Annotated in this window: 13 protein-coding genes; 11 read left to right on the top strand and 2 right to left on the bottom strand. The window is 63.9% G+C overall.

Annotation, left to right across the window (positions count from 1 at the left end):
- Positions 1 to 19: 19 nt before the first annotated feature.
- The 9 genes from H8A95_RS14640 (at position 20) to H8A95_RS14680 (ending at position 10,382) form a co-directional block, all read left to right on the top strand.
- A complete protein-coding gene (locus tag H8A95_RS14640; RefSeq protein WP_229183767.1) occupies positions 20 to 2,428 on the top strand; it encodes a TonB-dependent receptor family protein in 2,409 nt (802 codons plus the stop codon).
- An 11-nt stretch (positions 2,429 to 2,439) separates the two neighbouring features.
- On the top strand, positions 2,440 to 3,666 hold the full coding sequence (locus H8A95_RS14645) for a sialidase family protein (RefSeq protein WP_229183768.1): 1,227 nt from the start codon (positions 2,440 to 2,442) through the stop codon (positions 3,664 to 3,666).
- On the top strand, positions 3,663 to 4,160 hold the full coding sequence (locus tag H8A95_RS14650) for a TlpA family protein disulfide reductase (protein WP_420839389.1): 498 nt from the start codon (positions 3,663 to 3,665) through the stop codon (positions 4,158 to 4,160). The genes H8A95_RS14645 and H8A95_RS14650 overlap by 4 nt, the downstream gene beginning before the upstream one ends.
- Before the next feature lie 34 nt (positions 4,161 to 4,194).
- Entirely contained in the window at positions 4,195 to 4,722 is a 528-nt protein-coding gene (locus H8A95_RS14655) for a copper chaperone PCu(A)C (RefSeq protein WP_229183770.1), read from the top strand.
- Between the two features lie 7 nt (positions 4,723 to 4,729).
- Complete coding sequence (locus H8A95_RS14660) at positions 4,730 to 5,257, top strand: YcnI family copper-binding membrane protein (protein WP_229183771.1); 528 nt, start codon at positions 4,730 to 4,732, stop codon at positions 5,255 to 5,257.
- A 24-nt stretch (positions 5,258 to 5,281) separates the two neighbouring features.
- Entirely contained in the window at positions 5,282 to 6,838 is a 1,557-nt protein-coding gene (locus H8A95_RS14665; protein ID WP_229183772.1) for a copper resistance CopC/CopD family protein, read from the top strand.
- A gap of 164 nt (positions 6,839 to 7,002) precedes the next feature.
- Entirely contained in the window at positions 7,003 to 8,322 is a 1,320-nt protein-coding gene (gene proS, locus H8A95_RS14670) for a proline--tRNA ligase (RefSeq protein WP_229183773.1), read from the top strand.
- Between the two features lie 71 nt (positions 8,323 to 8,393).
- Entirely contained in the window at positions 8,394 to 9,674 is a 1,281-nt protein-coding gene (locus H8A95_RS14675) for a lipoprotein-releasing ABC transporter permease subunit (protein WP_229183774.1), read from the top strand.
- 9 nt (positions 9,675 to 9,683) lie between these two features.
- Complete coding sequence (locus H8A95_RS14680) at positions 9,684 to 10,382, top strand: ABC transporter ATP-binding protein (protein ID WP_163153493.1); 699 nt, start codon at positions 9,684 to 9,686, stop codon at positions 10,380 to 10,382.
- A 158-nt stretch (positions 10,383 to 10,540) separates the two neighbouring features.
- Here the strand turns inward: H8A95_RS14680 and H8A95_RS14685 are convergent, their stop codons facing one another.
- Positions 10,541 to 10,813, bottom strand: a complete 273-nt coding sequence (locus H8A95_RS14685) for a DUF3551 domain-containing protein (RefSeq protein ID WP_229183775.1) — start codon at positions 10,811 to 10,813, stop codon at positions 10,541 to 10,543.
- Positions 10,814 to 10,930: 117 nt separating this feature from the next.
- Positions 10,931 to 11,224: a DUF3551 domain-containing protein gene (locus H8A95_RS14690; protein WP_229183776.1), complete on the bottom strand. Its 294-nt coding sequence runs from the start codon at positions 11,222 to 11,224 to the stop codon at positions 10,931 to 10,933.
- A gap of 293 nt (positions 11,225 to 11,517) precedes the next feature.
- Here H8A95_RS14690 and H8A95_RS14695 point away from each other — a divergent pair, with 293 nt between their 5' ends.
- A complete protein-coding gene (locus tag H8A95_RS14695) occupies positions 11,518 to 12,252 on the top strand; it encodes an outer membrane protein (RefSeq protein ID WP_229183777.1) in 735 nt (244 codons plus the stop codon).
- 861 nt (positions 12,253 to 13,113) lie between these two features.
- Positions 13,114 to 16,452, top strand: a 3,339-nt coding sequence (dnaE, locus tag H8A95_RS14700) for a DNA polymerase III subunit alpha (protein ID WP_229183778.1), incomplete at its 3' end; no start/stop codon positions are given.

A 16,452-nucleotide genomic window follows, 5' to 3' on the forward strand; every position in this document is an offset into this window, starting at 1 on the left:
CCGGTGTCAGGATTCATCCATGTTTCGTTATCACCCGCTGGGGGCGGCAAGCGTGCTCGCGCTGAGCGCGGCGCTTTGCGCGTTGCCTTCCGGAGCGGAAGCCCAGACGTCGACCACAGTATTGCCCTCCGTCACAGTCGATGCGCCACATGCGGCGGCGCGCGCCAAACCGGCCGGATCGAAGCCGCGCGTTCGTACCGCGTCGACCCAGCGGCCACCGAAGCTGCCGGCGGCACCGACCGTGGCCGCAGCCTCGGCAGGCGGCGCGAGGCCCGGGGAGACGCTTGCCGCGACCCGCGATGGTTTGAACCGGGCGCCCACGGGGCAGACCCAGACCACCATCGACCGCAGCCAGTTCGACAACCGACCGTCATTCTCGGTCGCCGACGTGCTGCGCGACAGTCCGGGCATCTCGATCAAGCAGGGCAACGGGCCGCGCGACTTCGGCATCTCGATCCGCGGGTCTAATGCGCGCAACGGCTTCGGCATCCGCAACCTCGTCATCTTCGACGACGGCTTCCCGGTCACCCAGCCGGACGGCCTGTCACGCAGCGACCTGATCGATCCACATGCTTACGGCGCGATCGACGTGGTCCGCGGCCCGTCATCGGCGCTGTACGGCAATTACGCCACCGGCGGTGCGTTGAATTTCCGGACCCGGCCCGGCGGGACCATCGACGGTGTGGAATACGGCGTCGACGGCGGCAGCTTCGGCTATCTCAACAACTATCTTGCCGCAGGCAAGAAGGTCGGCAATTTCGAGGGCTCGCTGTTCGCGAGTGATGCCCGCGGCGACGGATTTATCGGCAACAGCTGGTTCAATACCCAGACCGTCAATTTCCTCGGCACCCTGCAAGTCACGCCGGACGATCGTTTCACGGTGAAGCTGATCAACAACGACCTGACGGCACGCCTGCCGATCCGCTCGTCGCTCAATCAGTTCTATCAGAACCCGTTCCAGCAGGGCTGCGCGACGGGTGCGACCGCCGCGCCGGGGTGCGGAACCGTGACCTTGTTCAACAACGGTTTCAATTCCGCGGCGGGGACCGACAAGGAAACCGCGGTCCAGGCCGGCCTCGGGCGCAACGACCGGCGCACCATCGTCGGCGGTCGCTGGGAGCACGATTTCGACAACCAGACCACCTGGCGCAACCAGTTCGTGTTCGACGACCGCAACATCAGCCAGCCGACGGGATCGACGAGCGCGATCGGCGACTTCCCGTCCTACAACTACATGAGCGACGTCGTCAGGCGCGGCGATATCTTCGGGATGGATTCGACGGCCTATTTCGGCGGCTTCTACAACACGCTCACGGCTTCGAGCGATACCCGCAATGTGGTGCCGGGCGGCAATGCGACGCTTGGAAGCCTGTCCAGCAACCTGTTCAGCACGACGACGAATTACGGCCTGCGTGCACGCGAGGAGTTGAAGCTCACGTCGGCGTTGACGGCCATCGCCGGCATCGGCTGGGAGACCACCAATCTCACGGGGCGAAACACCCTCTACGGCTACGCCGGTGCCGCCGGAGCTACGTCCACCGCAATCACGACGGCGGACCGGCAATTCCAGAATACGGCGCCTGAGCTCGCGTTGCTCTACCGAGTGAACAGCGATTGGCAATTCCGCGGACGGGTGGCAACGGGCTATGGCACGCCGCAGGTCAGCAACCTGTTCGTCCTGCCAGATGGCAGCTCGGGCAATAACACCGGGCTGCGGACGCAGAAGAATCTCGGCTACGACGTCGGGGCCGACTGGACGCCGAACAATGCGCTCAAGGTGAGCGTCACCGGGTTCTACGAATTCTTCAAGGACGAGCTTGTCTCGCAGGCGACCCAGAAATCGGGCATCTCCTACACGTTCAACGCGCCACGATCGGAGCATCGCGGCGTCGAACTCGCCGCCGACTGGAAGTTCCTGCCGGGCTGGCGGTTCTCGGCCGCCTATACCTATCTCGACGAGGTCTATACGGAATACGTCGAGAACATCAGCAACGGCGCGGTGTTCGGCTTCAATCGCGCCGGCAACAAGATCCCCGGCATTTCGCCGAACGAGCTGACGACGCGGTTGGGTTACGACCAGTTGTCGGGGCCGTTGCAGGGGCTCGGCGGATTTGTCGAAGTCCAGTGGAAAGACAGCTTCTACATGGACAATGCCAATCTCCTGAAGGCGCCCGGCTACGAGCTCGTCAACCTCAATTTGCATTACAAGACCGATCTCGTCTCCGATTCCTTCAAGTCGCTGAATCTGTATGTCGAGGTCCGGAACGTGTTCGACCGGACCTACGTGGCTTCGGCAAACAACATCGCAAATTCGGTGACCGCGGCCGGCATTCAAAATCCCGCGAGCATACTGGCGAACTCGACCAACTCGATCTATGCCGGATCGCCGCGCGCCTTCGTGGCGGGCATGAAGATTGCGTTCAAATGAGCAACGCATCGATGACATACCGAAAACCTGCGGCTCTGACGGTGCTGGCAACGGTCATGCTTGCGGCCGTGCCGAACCTCGCGGTCGCGCAGATGAGCCATCAGCACGCCTCCGAAGCGGCCTGCGAGGAGACCGTGCTGCGCTGCGCGACCAAGGTCACTCCCGCCTTTGGGCCGGATGGGACGTTGTGGCTGACGTGGATGGCCGGAGGCCAGATCTCCGTCGCGAGTTCGAAGGATCAGGGCAAGAGCTTTTCCGCGCCGGTCCAGGTCACCCGGGAGCGGCTCAACCTGGATTGGGGTCCGGACGCGCGGCCGAAACTTGCGATCGATGCCAAGGGCGATATCGCCATTGCCTTTTCGACCTTTCGCGATCAGGCCTTCAACGGCCAGGTTCTGACCACGCGGTCGACCGACGGCGGCCGCAGCTTTGATCCGCCGAAACCGATCACCGCAAACAATGAGAGCCAGCGCTTCGAGGCGATCGGCTTCGATCCCGCCGGCGCCGTGTTTACGGCGTGGCTCGACAAGCGCAACCGTGTCCCGGCGCAGCAGCGCGGCGAGAAATACGACGGTGCCGGATTGTTCTTTGCTTCATCGAAAGACAGCGGCGCGACCTATTCCGATGCGAAGCTTGCGGCCGACAACACTTGCGAGTGCTGCCGTCTCGCGCTGGCGTTCGATGGCGCAGGCCATCCGGTGGTGGTGTTTCGCAACATCTTCGAGGGCGGTGTACGCGACCATGCGATCGTGACGTTCACCGATCCGGCCACGCCTGGCGATTTGCATCGGGTGAGCCGCGACGACTGGCAGATCGCGGCATGTCCGCATCACGGTCCTAGCCTGACCATTTCGGCGCAAGGAACCTACCACGTGACGTGGTACACCAACGGCAAGGCGCGCAAGGGCCTGTTCTATGCGCGGTCGCGCAACGGCGGTAAGACGTTCTCCGATCCGCTCGCGGTCGGTCAGCTAAATCGAAGCCCGTCACGGCCGCAGATCATCGCGGGGCCGCAGGGGCTCGTGATGGTCTGGAAAGAGTTCGACGGGCAGAAGACGTCGATCAATCTGATGACTTCGCATGACGATGGAGCGACTTGGTCGAAGCCCACTGTTATCGCCGACACCGCCGACAGCTCCGACCATCCGCTGCTGGTCTCGGATCGCCGGCAGACCTACCTGTCCTGGATGACAAAGGCCGACGGTTACCATCTTCAAACGATCGAGGGCGAACCATGAAACGTCACTTGCTGGCCGCCCTCATGCTGCTGGCAACGCTGCCGTCCGCACTGGCGGCGGGAGAGGGTGCGCCAAGGCCGTTCGAACGCGGCAGCTGGCAGAAGCTGCTGCATGCGCACGCCGGTCATCCGACCCTGGTGCATTTCTGGGGCGTCACCTGTGGCCCATGCAAGGTGGAGCTGCCGGAGCTCGGCCAGTTCATGAAGGTCCATCCGGGTATCGACGTCGTGACGATCAGTGCGGATCTGGTTCCGAACCTGCCGGATGCGACGCGATCGATGCTGGATCGCGCCGGACTCGGATCGGCCGAGAACTGGATTTTCGACGACGGCTTTGCCGAGCGATTGAGATTCGAGATCGACCCGGCATGGCAAGGCGATATCCCGCGAACCATGCTGATTGCCCGTGACGGAACGATCACGACGATCGAAGGCTCGGCCGAAATCGCCGATTTGAACAAATGGTCTGACGCCCAGGCTGCAACAATCCGATAACACGACAACTTCAATCTGAAAGGACCCCGTCGCCATGAACACTTTGTCCCGCATCCTCGCTCTCACCACGCTGACTGCCGCACTGGCGTCGACCTCCGTACGCGCGGAGGACGTCAAGGCCGGCGACCTCGTGATCACGCAGGCGTGGACGCGCGCGACGCCGAACGGTGCCAAGATCGGCGGCGGCTATCTGACCATCGAGAACAAGGGAACGACGGCGGACCGGCTGGTGTCGGGCTCCGCCGACGTCGCCGGCAAGGTGGAAGTCCACGAGATGTCGATGGACAACGGCGTCATGAAGATGCGCGCGCTCGACAAGGGATTGACCATCGAGCCGGGCAAGACCGTGAAGCTCGCGCCCGGCGGCTTCCACCTGATGATGTTCGACCTGAAGAACCCGCTGAAGCAGGGCGACAAGGTGCCGGTCACGCTCGAATTCGAGAAAGCCGGCAAGGTCGCGGTCTCGCTGGACGTGCAGGCGGTCGGCGCGCAGGCGCCGGGTGGTGGTGATCATTCCGGCCATGGCGACCATTCCGGTCACATGGACATGAAGAAGATGTGAGGGCGCCATGAGATCACAGACGCTCCTCATTGCCGCGGCGGCGCTGCTCGCAGCGCAGCCTGCGCTTGCGCATATCACGCTTGAAGGAAAGCAGGCGCCGGTCGGCTCGTACTACAAGGCGGTGTTCGCCGTTCCGCATGGCTGCGCGGGGTCGGCGACGATCAAGATCCGCGTGCAGGTTCCGGAAGGCGTGATCGGGGTGAAGCCGATGCCGAAGCCTGGCTGGAGTCTCGATACCGTCACCGGAAAATACGCTGCCCAATATGATTATCACGGTGCCAAGCTCTCCGAGGGCGTCAAGGAAGTCGCCTGGAGTGGTGGCAAGCTCGCGGACCATAACTACGACGAGTTCGTGATGCAGACGTTTCTCACCGACACGTTGAAGCCTAACACCACGCTGTATTTCCCGGTCGTGCAGGAGTGCGAACAAGGCGTCAGCCGCTGGATCGATATTCCGGCCGAAGGGCAGGGCGGCGGGCACGACCATGGCAGCAAGACACCGGCGCCCGGCGTCAAGTTGCTGCCGAAACCGTAAGCCGTGCGGCTGGTCGCAACGCTTGTGAGAGCAGGCCTAGCCGCACTGCTCGTGGCGCTGTGCGTTGCGACCGCCGCCCAAGCGCATGCCGTCCTGATCGGGGCCGAGCCGGCCGACGGCAGCGTGGTGGCGGAAGCGCCGAAGACGGTGGTGCTTCGCTTCAACGAAGCGGTGGCGCCGACGGCAGTCAGCCTGCGCGACGCTACAGGCAAACCGCGCGACGTCGCAATCCGCACCGTCGACCAATCGGTGATGGTGACGCTGCCGGCGGACCTGCCGCAGGGTACGCAGGTGGTGAGCTATCGCGTGGTGTCGCAGGATGGCCATCCGGTCGCGGGCTCGCTGCTGTTCTCGATCGGCGTCGTCACCGGCTCGGCGGCGCCGTCAGGCGACGGCGTGCTCCATGCGTTGATCTGGCTGGCGCGGCTCGGGCTCTATCTCGGGCTGTTTGCCGGCGTCGGGGGGGTGTTCTTTGCCGCCTGGATCGGGCAGGGTCCGGCAGGCGAACGACTGATCATGTGGTCGCTCAGAATCGGCCTTGTCGGCGCCGTCGCCTCACTTGGCTTGCAGGGCGTCGATCTGCTGAACCTGCCGCTCTCGGGCATTCTGACATGGGCGGCATGGGCCAGCGCCGCCGGCACCAGCCTGTTTCCCGCCCTGCTGCTCGCGATTGCCGCGATGTTGATCGCGGCAATTGCCTGGCGCAGCCCGTCGTTCGGCGCGGCCTTTATCCGCACTGCCGTCGCAATGATCTGTGTCGGACTGTCGTTTGCGGTCAGCGGCCATGCCGCCACTGCCTCGCCGCAATGGCTGACGCGGACCGCGCTGTTCATCCATGGCGTCGGTCTGGCGTTCTGGATGGGGGCACTTGGGCCGCTGGCCGTGCTCGCCTGGCAGCGCAAGGATTCACTGCTCCGCGTGCTCCGGCGCTTTTCGATGCTCGCGGTGCCGGTCGTCGCGTTGATAGCCTTGTCGGGCCTCGTGCTCGCGGTCATCCAGCTCGAAAGTCTTCGCGCGCTGATCGACACCGGATACGGCAACGTCCTCGTCGCGAAACTCGGGCTGGTGGTGTTGCTGCTCGGGCTCGCTGCGCTGAACCGGTTGGTGTTCACACCGGCCATCGCGCGCGAATTCCAGCGGACGCGGCCGCTGCAACGCTCGATCGCGCTCGAGTTTGTGCTGATGATCGGCATCCTTGGCCTGGTTGCGCTATGGCGCTTCACGCCGCCGCCGCGCGTGCTGGCGATGTCGGACGATGTTCCGCTCGCGGTTCACATTCACACCGATGCCGCGATGTTCCAGGTGCTGATTGCACCGGGCAAGGTCGGGCAGAACGACTTCGTCCTGCAATTGATGAACGGCGATGCCAGCCCGTTCGCGGCCAAGGAGGCGACGCTGACGCTGAGCCTGCCCGAGCGTGGCGTCGAACCGATGGAACGCGCCGCCGCGCTTGGTCCCGACGGCTATTGGCACGTGCGCAAGGTGCCGTTGACGGTCCCGGGCCGCTGGCACATGCAGATCGACGCTCTGGTGAGCGATTTCAAGAAAGTGACACTGGAAGACGATTTTGAGGTCAGGTAAAGCCACGGTCAGCGAGCTCAGTACTTCGGCGGGACGCAAATCGCTCGAATGGCCGAAAATCGCCTGATTTGAAGGGTTTTTGTCATTTGGCGGCCTTGTGTTTTCGCACCCGATCCGGTTTCACTGCAGCTCTTCCCACGCTTTCCTGATTCCCGAGTAACGCCATGCGATTGTCGCGGTTTTTCCTGCCTATCCTGAAAGAAAACCCGAAAGAGGCGGAGATCGTCTCGCATCGGCTGATGCTGCGCGCGGGCATGATGCGGCAGGAGGCCGCCGGCATCTATGCCTGGCTGCCGCTCGGCTTCCGGGTGCTGAAGAAGATCGAGCAGATCGTTCGCGAGGAGCAGAACCGCGCCGGTGCGCTCGAGCTGTTGATGCCGACGCTGCAGCTCGCCGACCTCTGGCGCGAAAGCGGCCGCTACGACGCCTATGGCCCGGAGATGCTGCGCATCCTCGATCGTCACAAGCGTGAGCTGTTGTACGGGCCGACCAACGAGGAAATGATCACGGAGATCTTCCGCTCCTACGTCAAGTCCTACAAGAGCCTGCCGCTCAACCTCTACCACATCCAGTGGAAGTTCCGCGACGAGCAGCGTCCGCGCTTCGGCGTGATGCGCGGCCGCGAATTCCTGATGAAGGACGCCTATTCGTTCGATCTCGACGAGGCCGGCGCGCGGCGCTCCTACAACAAGATGTTCGTTGCGTATTTGCGCACCTTTGCGCGGATGGGCCTGAAGGCGATCCCGATGCGTGCCGAGACCGGTCCGATCGGCGGCGACCTCAGCCACGAGTTCATCGTGCTCGCGGAGACCGGCGAGTCCGGCGTCTTCATCAACCGCGACGTGCTGGACCTGCCGGTGCCGGGCGAGGACGTCGACTATGACGGCGACCTCACGCCGATCATCAAGCAGTGGACCTCGGTCTATGCTGCGACCGAGGACGTCCACGAGGCCGCGCGCTTCGAACAGGAAGTGCCGGAGGCAAAGCGGCTCAACACCCGCGGTATCGAGGTCGGCCAGATCTTCTATTTCGGCACCAAATATTCCGACACCATGAAGGCGATGGTGGCGGGGCCCGATGGCGTCGACGTGCCGATCCATGGCGGCTCCTACGGTGTCGGCGTGTCGCGTCTGGTCGGCGCGATCATCGAGGCATGTCACGATGACGCCGGCATCAAATGGCCCGAGGCGGTCGCGCCGTTCCGCGTCGCGATCCTCAACCTCAAGCAGGGTGACGCCGCGGTCGATGGCGCCTGCGAGCAGCTCTATCGCGACCTCTCGGCGAAGGGCGTCGACGTGCTCTACGACGACACCGACCAGCGTGCCGGGGCCAAGTTCGCCGCGGCCGATCTGATCGGTATTCCCTGGCAGATTCTCGTCGGACCGAAGGGGCTTGCCGACGGCAAGGTCGAGGTGAAGCGCCGCAGCGACGGTTCGCGCGACAATATGAGCCCCGCCGACGTGGTCGCGAAGCTCGTGGGTTAAAGTTTATTCACGCCGCGCTGTCGGCGGGGTAATCCGGCCACATTTGGCCCGAATCATGGGATTATCGAGAGATGGATGAAACCATGAGCGAGCCAGTCCGTACCCCGCCTTTTGCGCCATTCGAATGGCTGCTGTCCGGACGCTATTTGCGCGCGCGCCGCAAGGAAGGGTTCATTTCAGTCATCGCCGGCTTTTCGTTCCTCGGCATCATGCTCGGCGTTGCCACGCTGATCGTGGTGATGGCCGTCATGAACGGCTTCCGCAAGGAGCTGCTCGACAAGATCCTCGGCCTCAACGGGCATCTGCTGGTGCAGCCGCTGGAATCGCCGCTGACTGACTGGAAGGACGTCGCCGACCGCATCAGCCAGGTGCAGGGCATCCGCCTCGCCGCGCCGGTCGTGGACGGGCAGGGGCTCGGATCGTCGCCGTTCAACGCGGCCGGCGTCTTCATCCGCGGCATTCGCGCCGACGATCTCAACAATCTCACCTCGATTGCCAAGAACGTGAAGCAGGGCTCGCTCGAGGGCTTTGACGAGGGGCAGGGGGTTGCGATCGGCCGCCGGCTTGCCGATCAGCTCTCGCTGCATGCGGGCGACATGATCACGCTGGTCTCGCCGAAGGGCGCGGTGACCCCGATGGGCACCACGCCGCGCATCAAGCCCTACAAGATCACCGCGGTGTTCGAGATCGGCATGTCGGAATACGATTCGACCTTCGTGTTCATGCCGTTGGCCGAGGCGCAGGCCTATTTCAACCGAAACAACGACGTGTCCTCGATCGAGGTGTTCACCACCAATCCGGACAAGATCGACACCTACCGAAAGCTGGTGACGGAGGCGGCCGGGAGACCGGTCTTCCTGGTCGACTGGCGGCAACGCAATTCGACCTTCTTCAATGCGTTACAGGTCGAACGCAACGTGATGTTCCTGATCCTGACCATGATCGTGCTGGTCGCGGCGCTCAACATCGTCTCGGGGCTCATCATGCTGGTGAAGGACAAGGGGCAGGACATCGCGATCCTGCGGACCATGGGCGCTTCGCAGGGCTCGATCATGCGGATTTTCCTGATCACCGGCGCCTCGATCGGCGTGGTCGGAACGCTGACCGGGTTCGCGGTCGGCATGCTGATCTGCCTGAACATCGAATCGATCAGGCAGTTCCTGTCATATCTGACCAACACCGAGCTGTTCTCGCCCGAGCTGTACTTCCTGTCGAAGCTGCCGGCCGAGGTCGATTTCGGCGAGACGCTCGCCGTCTTGATCATGGCGCTGACGCTGTCCTTCCTTGCGACACTCTACCCGTCGTGGCGCGCCGCGCGCCTCGATCCGGTCGATGCGCTCCGGTACGAATAAGGAGCGCACATGGCGGAGGGGGCGGAAGACACACCGGTCATCTATCTTCATGACATCAAGCGGGAATACCGCCAGGGCGAAACGACGCTGACGATCCTGAACGGCGCCAAGCTCGCGCTGTGGCCCGGTCAATCGGTGGCGCTGGTGGCGCCGTCAGGATCGGGCAAGTCGACGCTGCTGCACATCGCGGGCCTGCTGGAGACCCCCGATGAAGGCGAGGTCTATGTCGCGGGTACGCCGACCTCGCAGATGTCCGATGTCGACCGCACGCAGATTCGCCGTTCCGATATCGGCTTCGTCTATCAATCGCACCGGCTGCTGCCGGAGTTCTCGGCGCTCGAGAACGTCATGCTGCCGCAGATGATTCGTGGGCTCAAACGCTCCGAGACCGTGAAACGGGCGACCGAGATCCTGTCCTATCTCGGGCTCGGCGACCGCATCACCCATCGTCCGGCCGAACTCTCGGGCGGCGAGCAGCAACGTGTGGCGATCGCACGCGCGGTTGCCAACGCACCGCGGGTGCTGTTTGCGGACGAGCCGACCGGGAACCTCGATCCGGGCACGGCCGATCACGTCTTCAATGCGCTGATGCAGCTCGTGAAGGCGACCCGCGTCGCGATGCTGATCGCGACCCATAATCTGGATCTCGCCGCACGGATGGATCGCCGGGTGTCACTTTCGAACGGGCAGGTCGTCGAGCTCGAATAGTTTCGAGTGAAGCGGGTCACGGTTCGTGTGAAGAAAGCGCGCTAAAGGCATGAATCTGAAGCGTTTTTCGTTCCGTTTCAATCGGAGCGGAAAGGCTTGGCCCTCAAGAAAGACTTGGGGCCCTCAAAAAGACTGTGGCCTCAAAAAGAGTTGGGCCCTCAATAGGCCGGGTGGTGCCGTCTGCCGGATTGGCTCGGACGACGGTCGATCGGCGGCGGCCCGGCATAATAGGGGTTGTTGATGCACATGGCCGCCAAGCCCGACGCCGAGGCGCGGCACTGCTCCAGCGACGTGTAGCCGCAGTCGGTATCCTCACCGCCCCATCGGTAGTTGGTTTTGCAGACCGGCGAGGTCGAATCGTACTTCTGGGCGTTGGCTGGTGCGCTGGCGACGATGCCGAGGACTGCGACTGCTAGAAACAGGCTGCGCATCAGGGTCTCCTGTCGATCAGGTGCCGGCGCGTTCGTGCCGGGCGCGCGTGAATAGGCACCCTTACGTGAATGTGCATCAAGTCACATTCCCGTAGCCGTCACCCGAAGCCTGGGCTGTCAGTGGATGAACAGATCGAAGAAGCTGTCACCGCGCTCCCGCGCGCGCGTATGAAGATACGAGCGCGGGTCGTTGTCGCCGGCATAATAGGGATTGGCGACGCAGGTCTGCCCGATGCCCGAAGCGGTGGCCAGGCACGCTTCATAGGACGGATACGAGCAGGCGCTCAGACCGGGATAGCGGTCGCCCTGAATGCAGAACGGGTAGCGCACGCCGACGGCATGGGCGGGCGCGGTACCCAGCGTTGCGAATGCGACCACCGACGCGACAGCAGCAAGAATCATCGTCCGCATGTGCATTCCTTTTGCTGCGCAGATTCGATTTCGACGACGATCCAAATCGGACAAGCCGGTTCCGGTCAACACGATCCTGCGCGCAGCTGCGCACGCAGATTTGAATTGTGAAAATTGTGCGGCAGCTATGTGGCAAAAGTTCCAAGAAGTGCTTGTAATACAGTATTAACTTAAAATTTGAGAGAAGTCGTTTGGCCCTGCCTGTTGCAGCGAAGTTACAGCAATTCCGTCGAGGGCTGCTATGACGGTGTCTCGCGGCCTTGGGGGCCTGTAGAAAAAGTTGGAACGGGAAAATGAAAAAGATTTTGCTTGTCACCGCCAGCATGATCGCGCTCAGCGCGACGGCTGCCTCCGCGGCTGACCTCGCGGCTCGCCCTTACACGAAGGCTCCGCCGCCGATCGTCGCCACTGTCTATGACTGGACCGGGTTCTACATCGGTATCAACGGTGGTTGGGCCCAGAGCCACGACAACCGTTCGGTCGACGGCCTCGGTAGCGTCGGCAGCTACGACGCCAACGGCGGCACCATCGGTGGCCAGGTCGGCTACCGCTGGCAGACCGGTGGTTGGGTGTTCGGTCTCGAAGCTCAGGGCAACTGGGCTGACCTGAAGGGCAGCACCAGCAACCTGGTCGTCCCGGGCGGCGTCGTCCGTTCGAAGACGGATGCGTTCGGCCTGTTCACCGGCCAGATCGGCTATGCCTGGAACAACGTCCTGCTGTACGCCAAGGGCGGTGCTGCGGTCACCGATCGCAACTACCAGTTCCTGGCGCCCGGCGGCGCGCTGGCGTCCTCGACCGGCTACGACACTCGTTGGAGCCCGACGGTTGGTGTTGGCCTCGAATTCGCCTTCGCCCAGAACTGGTCGCTCGGCATCGAGTACAACCACATCTTCGAAGACACCCACGGCGCGACCTTCGTCACCCCGGCTGGTGTTGCTGTGTCTGGCTTCCACACCGGTGGCGACACCGACATGGTCCTCGGCCGTCTGAACTACAAGTTCGGTGGCCCGGTCATCGCGCGTTACTGATCGCTCGCTTCATTCAAGCAGCGTCGAAAACCCCGGGCCTCGGCCCGGGTTTTTTTGTTGGCTTGACGGATCGAACCATTGGCCGTGATGGCGGCGCGGCGTTTCCTGGTTCGGCGGTGAGGCCGGGACACTCCGTCGCACGATCCTAGACCTCGCCGGGCCGTTTTCCTCAGCTCAAACCGAGTGCCTGCATCGTGCGGGTAGGGCTCAATGTCGGGCATCCTCGGGTCGCCGCCGATGGACGTCCTGGTTGGGACAGCACGCGGCCGCCGCGGCATTGACTAGGAAGGCAGCCTCACGCGACCAGCAGGTAGACTAAGCTGGCGGTCACTATCGCCACCCAAACTAGCGATAACCGGAAATAGAGCAGATCGCGCTTCATGGGCGCGAATGGTAGGGCGCACGCCTGACGCGGACCTTACGCTGCCATCTCCCGCCACGGTTAACCACGGGAATTCTTTCGGGGTCAGTTTTCAAACTGACCCACGACCCTCGCTTGACTCCAGGAACAAAAAAAGAACATTGTTCTGCATACGTTCCAGTTCAGGGAGAGCGGCCATGTTGAAGATTTTCGTGCAGGAAGCTGCAGCGCTGGCATCGATCACGCTGTTCGTCGGGATGATCGCGGTTTGGGCCCAGCTGATCACCCAATTCTGAAAATGCGTCCGTGGGGCTAGAGACATAGCCGGCGAGTCCGGCTGGCCTTGGGGATAAGCGGGAGGACCGGCCGCCACGCCGCGTTGGGCGTGGACTTGGCGGGGGCGAGGCTCCACGATGGCGATGCGAGTCGAGCCTGATGCTTTCGGGTTCCGGCTTTGGTACTCGCGCCATCCCTGACTCAAAGAGATCCCCCGAGCAGCCATGCCGAACGCCGGATTCGTTCATCTTCACGTTCATTCCGCTTATTCGCTGCTGAAGGGCTCGATCAAGATCGCCAAGCTCGGCGAACTCGCGAAGGCCGACCGCCAGCCGGCGCTGGCGCTCACCGACACCGACAACATGTTCGGGGCGCTGGAATTCTCCGACAAGATGGCCGGCTACGGCATCCAGCCGATCGTCGGCTGCGAACTGGCGGTGGACTTTGGCGACGTCGATCCGAATACGCGGAGCATCCTGGCGACGACCGGACCGGCGCGCATCGTGCTGCTGGCGGCGCGCGAACGTGGCTACCAGAACCTGATGCGGCTGAACTCGCGGGCGTTCCTGGAGACCCCGGTCAACCAGACCCCGCACATCAAGTTCGACTGGCTGACCGACCACGCCGAAGACCTGATCGCGCTGACCGGCGGGCCGGACGGGCCGATCGCGCTGGCGCTGCGTGCCGAGCAGGCGGCGCTGGCGACCACCCGCTGCGAACGTCTGGCCGGCCTGTTCGGTGATCGCCTCTACATCGAATTGCAGCGCCATGGCATCGACAAGGAGCGCCGCACCGAGGGCGGCCTGATCGATCTCGCTTATGCGAAGGGCCTGCCGCTGGTCGCGACCAACGAGCCGTATTTCGCCAGCAGTGACGACTATGAATCGCACGATGCTCTGCTGTGCATCGCCGGCGGCCACCTGATCGCCGAGACCAACCGCGAGCAGCTGACCCCGGATCATCGCTTCAAGACCCGCGCCGAAATGGCGGTGCTGTTCGCCGATATTCCGGAAGCGCTGGCCTCGACGGTGGAGATCGCCGAGCGCTGCTCGTTCCGGCCGAAGACCCGCAAGCCGATCCTGCCGTTCTTCACGGTCGGTGGTGCGGCGAGCGCTGACGCCGCAGCCGACGAAGCCGCCGAGCTGAAGCGCCAGGCGGAGGAGGGGCTCGCCAATCGCCTGCGGGTGCACGGTCTCTCGCCGGGAATGACCGAGGAGGACTACAGCAAGCGGCTGGCGTTCGAGCTCGACGTCATCATGCGCATGAAATATGCGGGCTACTTCCTAATCGTCTCCGACTTCATCAAATGGGCGAAGGCGCAGGGCATTCCGGTTGGACCGGGCCGCGGCTCGGGCGCCGGCTCGCTGGTCGCGTGGGTGCTCACCATCACCGACCTCGATCCGATGCGGTTTGCACTGCTGTTCGAACGCTTCCTCAATCCCGAACGCGTCTCGATGCCGGACTTCGACATCGACTTCTGCCAGGACCGCCGCGGCGAGGTGATCCAGTATGTGCAGGAACGCTACGGCCGCGAGCAGGTGGCGCAGATCATCACCTTCGGTACGCTGCAGGCGCGCGGCGTGCTGCGCGACGTCGGGCGCGTGCTGCAGATGCCGTACGGGCAGGTCGACAAGCTGACCAAGCTGGTGCCGCAGAATCCCGCGGCTCCCGTGACGCTGGCGCAGGCGATCGAAGGCGAGCCGAAGCTGCAGGCGTTCCGCGACGAGGATCCGGTGGTGGCGCGCGCGTTCGATATCGCGCAGCGCCTCGAGGGCCTGACGCGCCACGCCTCGACCCACGCCGCCGGTATCGTGATCGGCGACCGGCCGCTGAGCGAGCTGGTGCCGATGTACCGCGATCCGAAATCGGACATGCCGGTAACCCAGTTCAACATGAAATGGGTCGAGCCGGCGGGCCTCGTGAAGTTCGACTTCCTCGGCTTGAAGACGCTGACGGTGCTCGACGTCGCGGTGAAGCTGCTCAAGCAGCGCGATGTCCATGTCGATCTCGCGACGCTGCCGATCGACGACGCGCCGAGCTACCAGATGCTGGCGCGGGGCGATGTCGTCGGCGTGTTCCAGGTGGAAAGCCAGGGCATGCGGCGCGCGCTGATCGACATGCGGCCAGACCGCTTCGAGGACATCATCGCGCTGGTGGCGCTGTATCGCCCGGGCCCGATGGCGAACATCCCGACCTATTGCGCGCGCAAGCACGGCGACGAGGAATCGGAATATCTGCATCCGATCCTGGAGCCGATCCTGAAGGAAACCTTCGGCGTCATCATCTATCAGGAACAGGTGATGCAGATCGCGCAGCAGATGGCCGGCTACTCGCTCGGCCAGGCCGACCTGCTGCGCCGCGCGATGGGCAAGAAGATCCGCGCCGAGATGGACAAGCAGCGCGACGTCTTCGTCGCCGGCGCGATGAAGAACGGCGTGGGCAAGGGCCAGGCGGAGACGATCTTCGAGCTGCTCGCCAAGTTCGCCGACTACGGCTTCAACAAGAGCCACGCGGCGGCCTATGCGCTGGTGTCGTACCACACCGCCTACATGAAGGCGCATTACCCGGTCGAGTTCCTCGCAGCGTCGATGACGCTCGAACTCAACAATACCGACAAGCTGTCCGAATTCCGTTCCGAGGCGCAGCGGCTCGGCATCAAGGTCGAAGCGCCCAACATCAATCGTTCGGGCCCGACCTTCGAGGTCAGCGGCAACACGATCTATTACGCGCTCGCCGCGCTGAAGGGCGTCGGCATCCAGGCCGTCGAGCAGATCATCGAGGAGCGCAACAAGAAGGGCGCCTTCACCTCGCTCGCCGATTTCGCCGCGCGGGTGAGCCCGCGTGCGGTCAACAAGCGGATCATCGAGAGCCTTGCGGCGGCCGGCGCCTTCGACACGCTGGACCCGAACCGTGCCCGCGTCTTCGCCGGCGCCGATTCGATCCTCGCCGCGTGCCAGCGCAGCCACGAGGCGGCAACTTCGGGCCAGAACGACATGTTCGGCGGCGCGGCCGATGCGCCCAGCATCATGTTGCCGCAGGTCGAGCCGTGGCTGCCCGCGGACCGGCTGCGGCGTGAATATGACGCGATCGGCTTCTTCCTGTCGGGCCATCCGCTCGACGACTACGCGACCGCGCTGAAGCGGCTGCGCGTGCAGTCCTGGGCGGAATTCTCGCGCGCGGTGAAGACCGGCGCCACCGCGGGCAAGGTCGCGGCCACCGTGGTGTCGCGCATGGAGCGGCGCACCAAGACCGGCAACAAGATGGGCATCATGGGCCTGTCGGACCCGACCGGCCATTTCGAGGCGGTGCTGTTCTCCGAAGGCCTCGCGCAGTATCGCGATGTGCTCGAGCCGGGGGCTGCCGTGCTGCTGCTGCAACTCGGCGCCGAGCTGCAGGGCGAGGACGTGCGGGCGCGGGTGCTGCACGCCGAGCCGCTGGATCACGCTGCGGCCAAGACGCAGAAGGGCCTGCGCATCTTTGTGCGCGACACCAAGCCGCTGGATTCGATCGCCCGCCGCCTCAACATGCCGGAAGCCGCGCCGGCCCCGGGCGGCGCCGCAAAG

Source organism: Bradyrhizobium oropedii (assembly GCF_020889685.1).
Classification (GTDB): domain Bacteria; phylum Pseudomonadota; class Alphaproteobacteria; order Rhizobiales; family Xanthobacteraceae; genus Bradyrhizobium; species Bradyrhizobium oropedii.

What these genes read in the sequence shown, in the direction of transcription:
- H8A95_RS14655 (WP_229183770.1), top strand. Translation starts at nt 4,195, where the DNA reads ATGAACACTTTGTCCCGCATCCTCGCTCTCACCACGCTGACTGCCGCA.
- H8A95_RS14640 (WP_229183767.1), top strand. Translation starts at nt 20, where the DNA reads ATGTTTCGTTATCACCCGCTGGGGGCGGCAAGCGTGCTCGCGCTGAGC.
- H8A95_RS14690 (WP_229183776.1), bottom strand. Translation starts at nt 11,224, where the DNA reads ATGCGGACGATGATTCTTGCTGCTGTCGCGTCGGTGGTCGCATTCGCA.
- H8A95_RS14660 (WP_229183771.1), top strand. Translation starts at nt 4,730, where the DNA reads ATGAGATCACAGACGCTCCTCATTGCCGCGGCGGCGCTGCTCGCAGCG.
- H8A95_RS14645 (WP_229183768.1), top strand. Translation starts at nt 2,440, where the DNA reads ATGACATACCGAAAACCTGCGGCTCTGACGGTGCTGGCAACGGTCATG.
- H8A95_RS14680 (WP_163153493.1), top strand. Translation starts at nt 9,684, where the DNA reads ATGGCGGAGGGGGCGGAAGACACACCGGTCATCTATCTTCATGACATC.
- proS (WP_229183773.1), top strand. Translation starts at nt 7,003, where the DNA reads ATGCGATTGTCGCGGTTTTTCCTGCCTATCCTGAAAGAAAACCCGAAA.
- H8A95_RS14675 (WP_229183774.1), top strand. Translation starts at nt 8,394, where the DNA reads ATGGATGAAACCATGAGCGAGCCAGTCCGTACCCCGCCTTTTGCGCCA.
- H8A95_RS14650 (WP_420839389.1), top strand. Translation starts at nt 3,663, where the DNA reads ATGAAACGTCACTTGCTGGCCGCCCTCATGCTGCTGGCAACGCTGCCG.
- H8A95_RS14685 (WP_229183775.1), bottom strand. Translation starts at nt 10,813, where the DNA reads ATGCGCAGCCTGTTTCTAGCAGTCGCAGTCCTCGGCATCGTCGCCAGC.
- H8A95_RS14695 (WP_229183777.1), top strand. Translation starts at nt 11,518, where the DNA reads ATGAAAAAGATTTTGCTTGTCACCGCCAGCATGATCGCGCTCAGCGCG.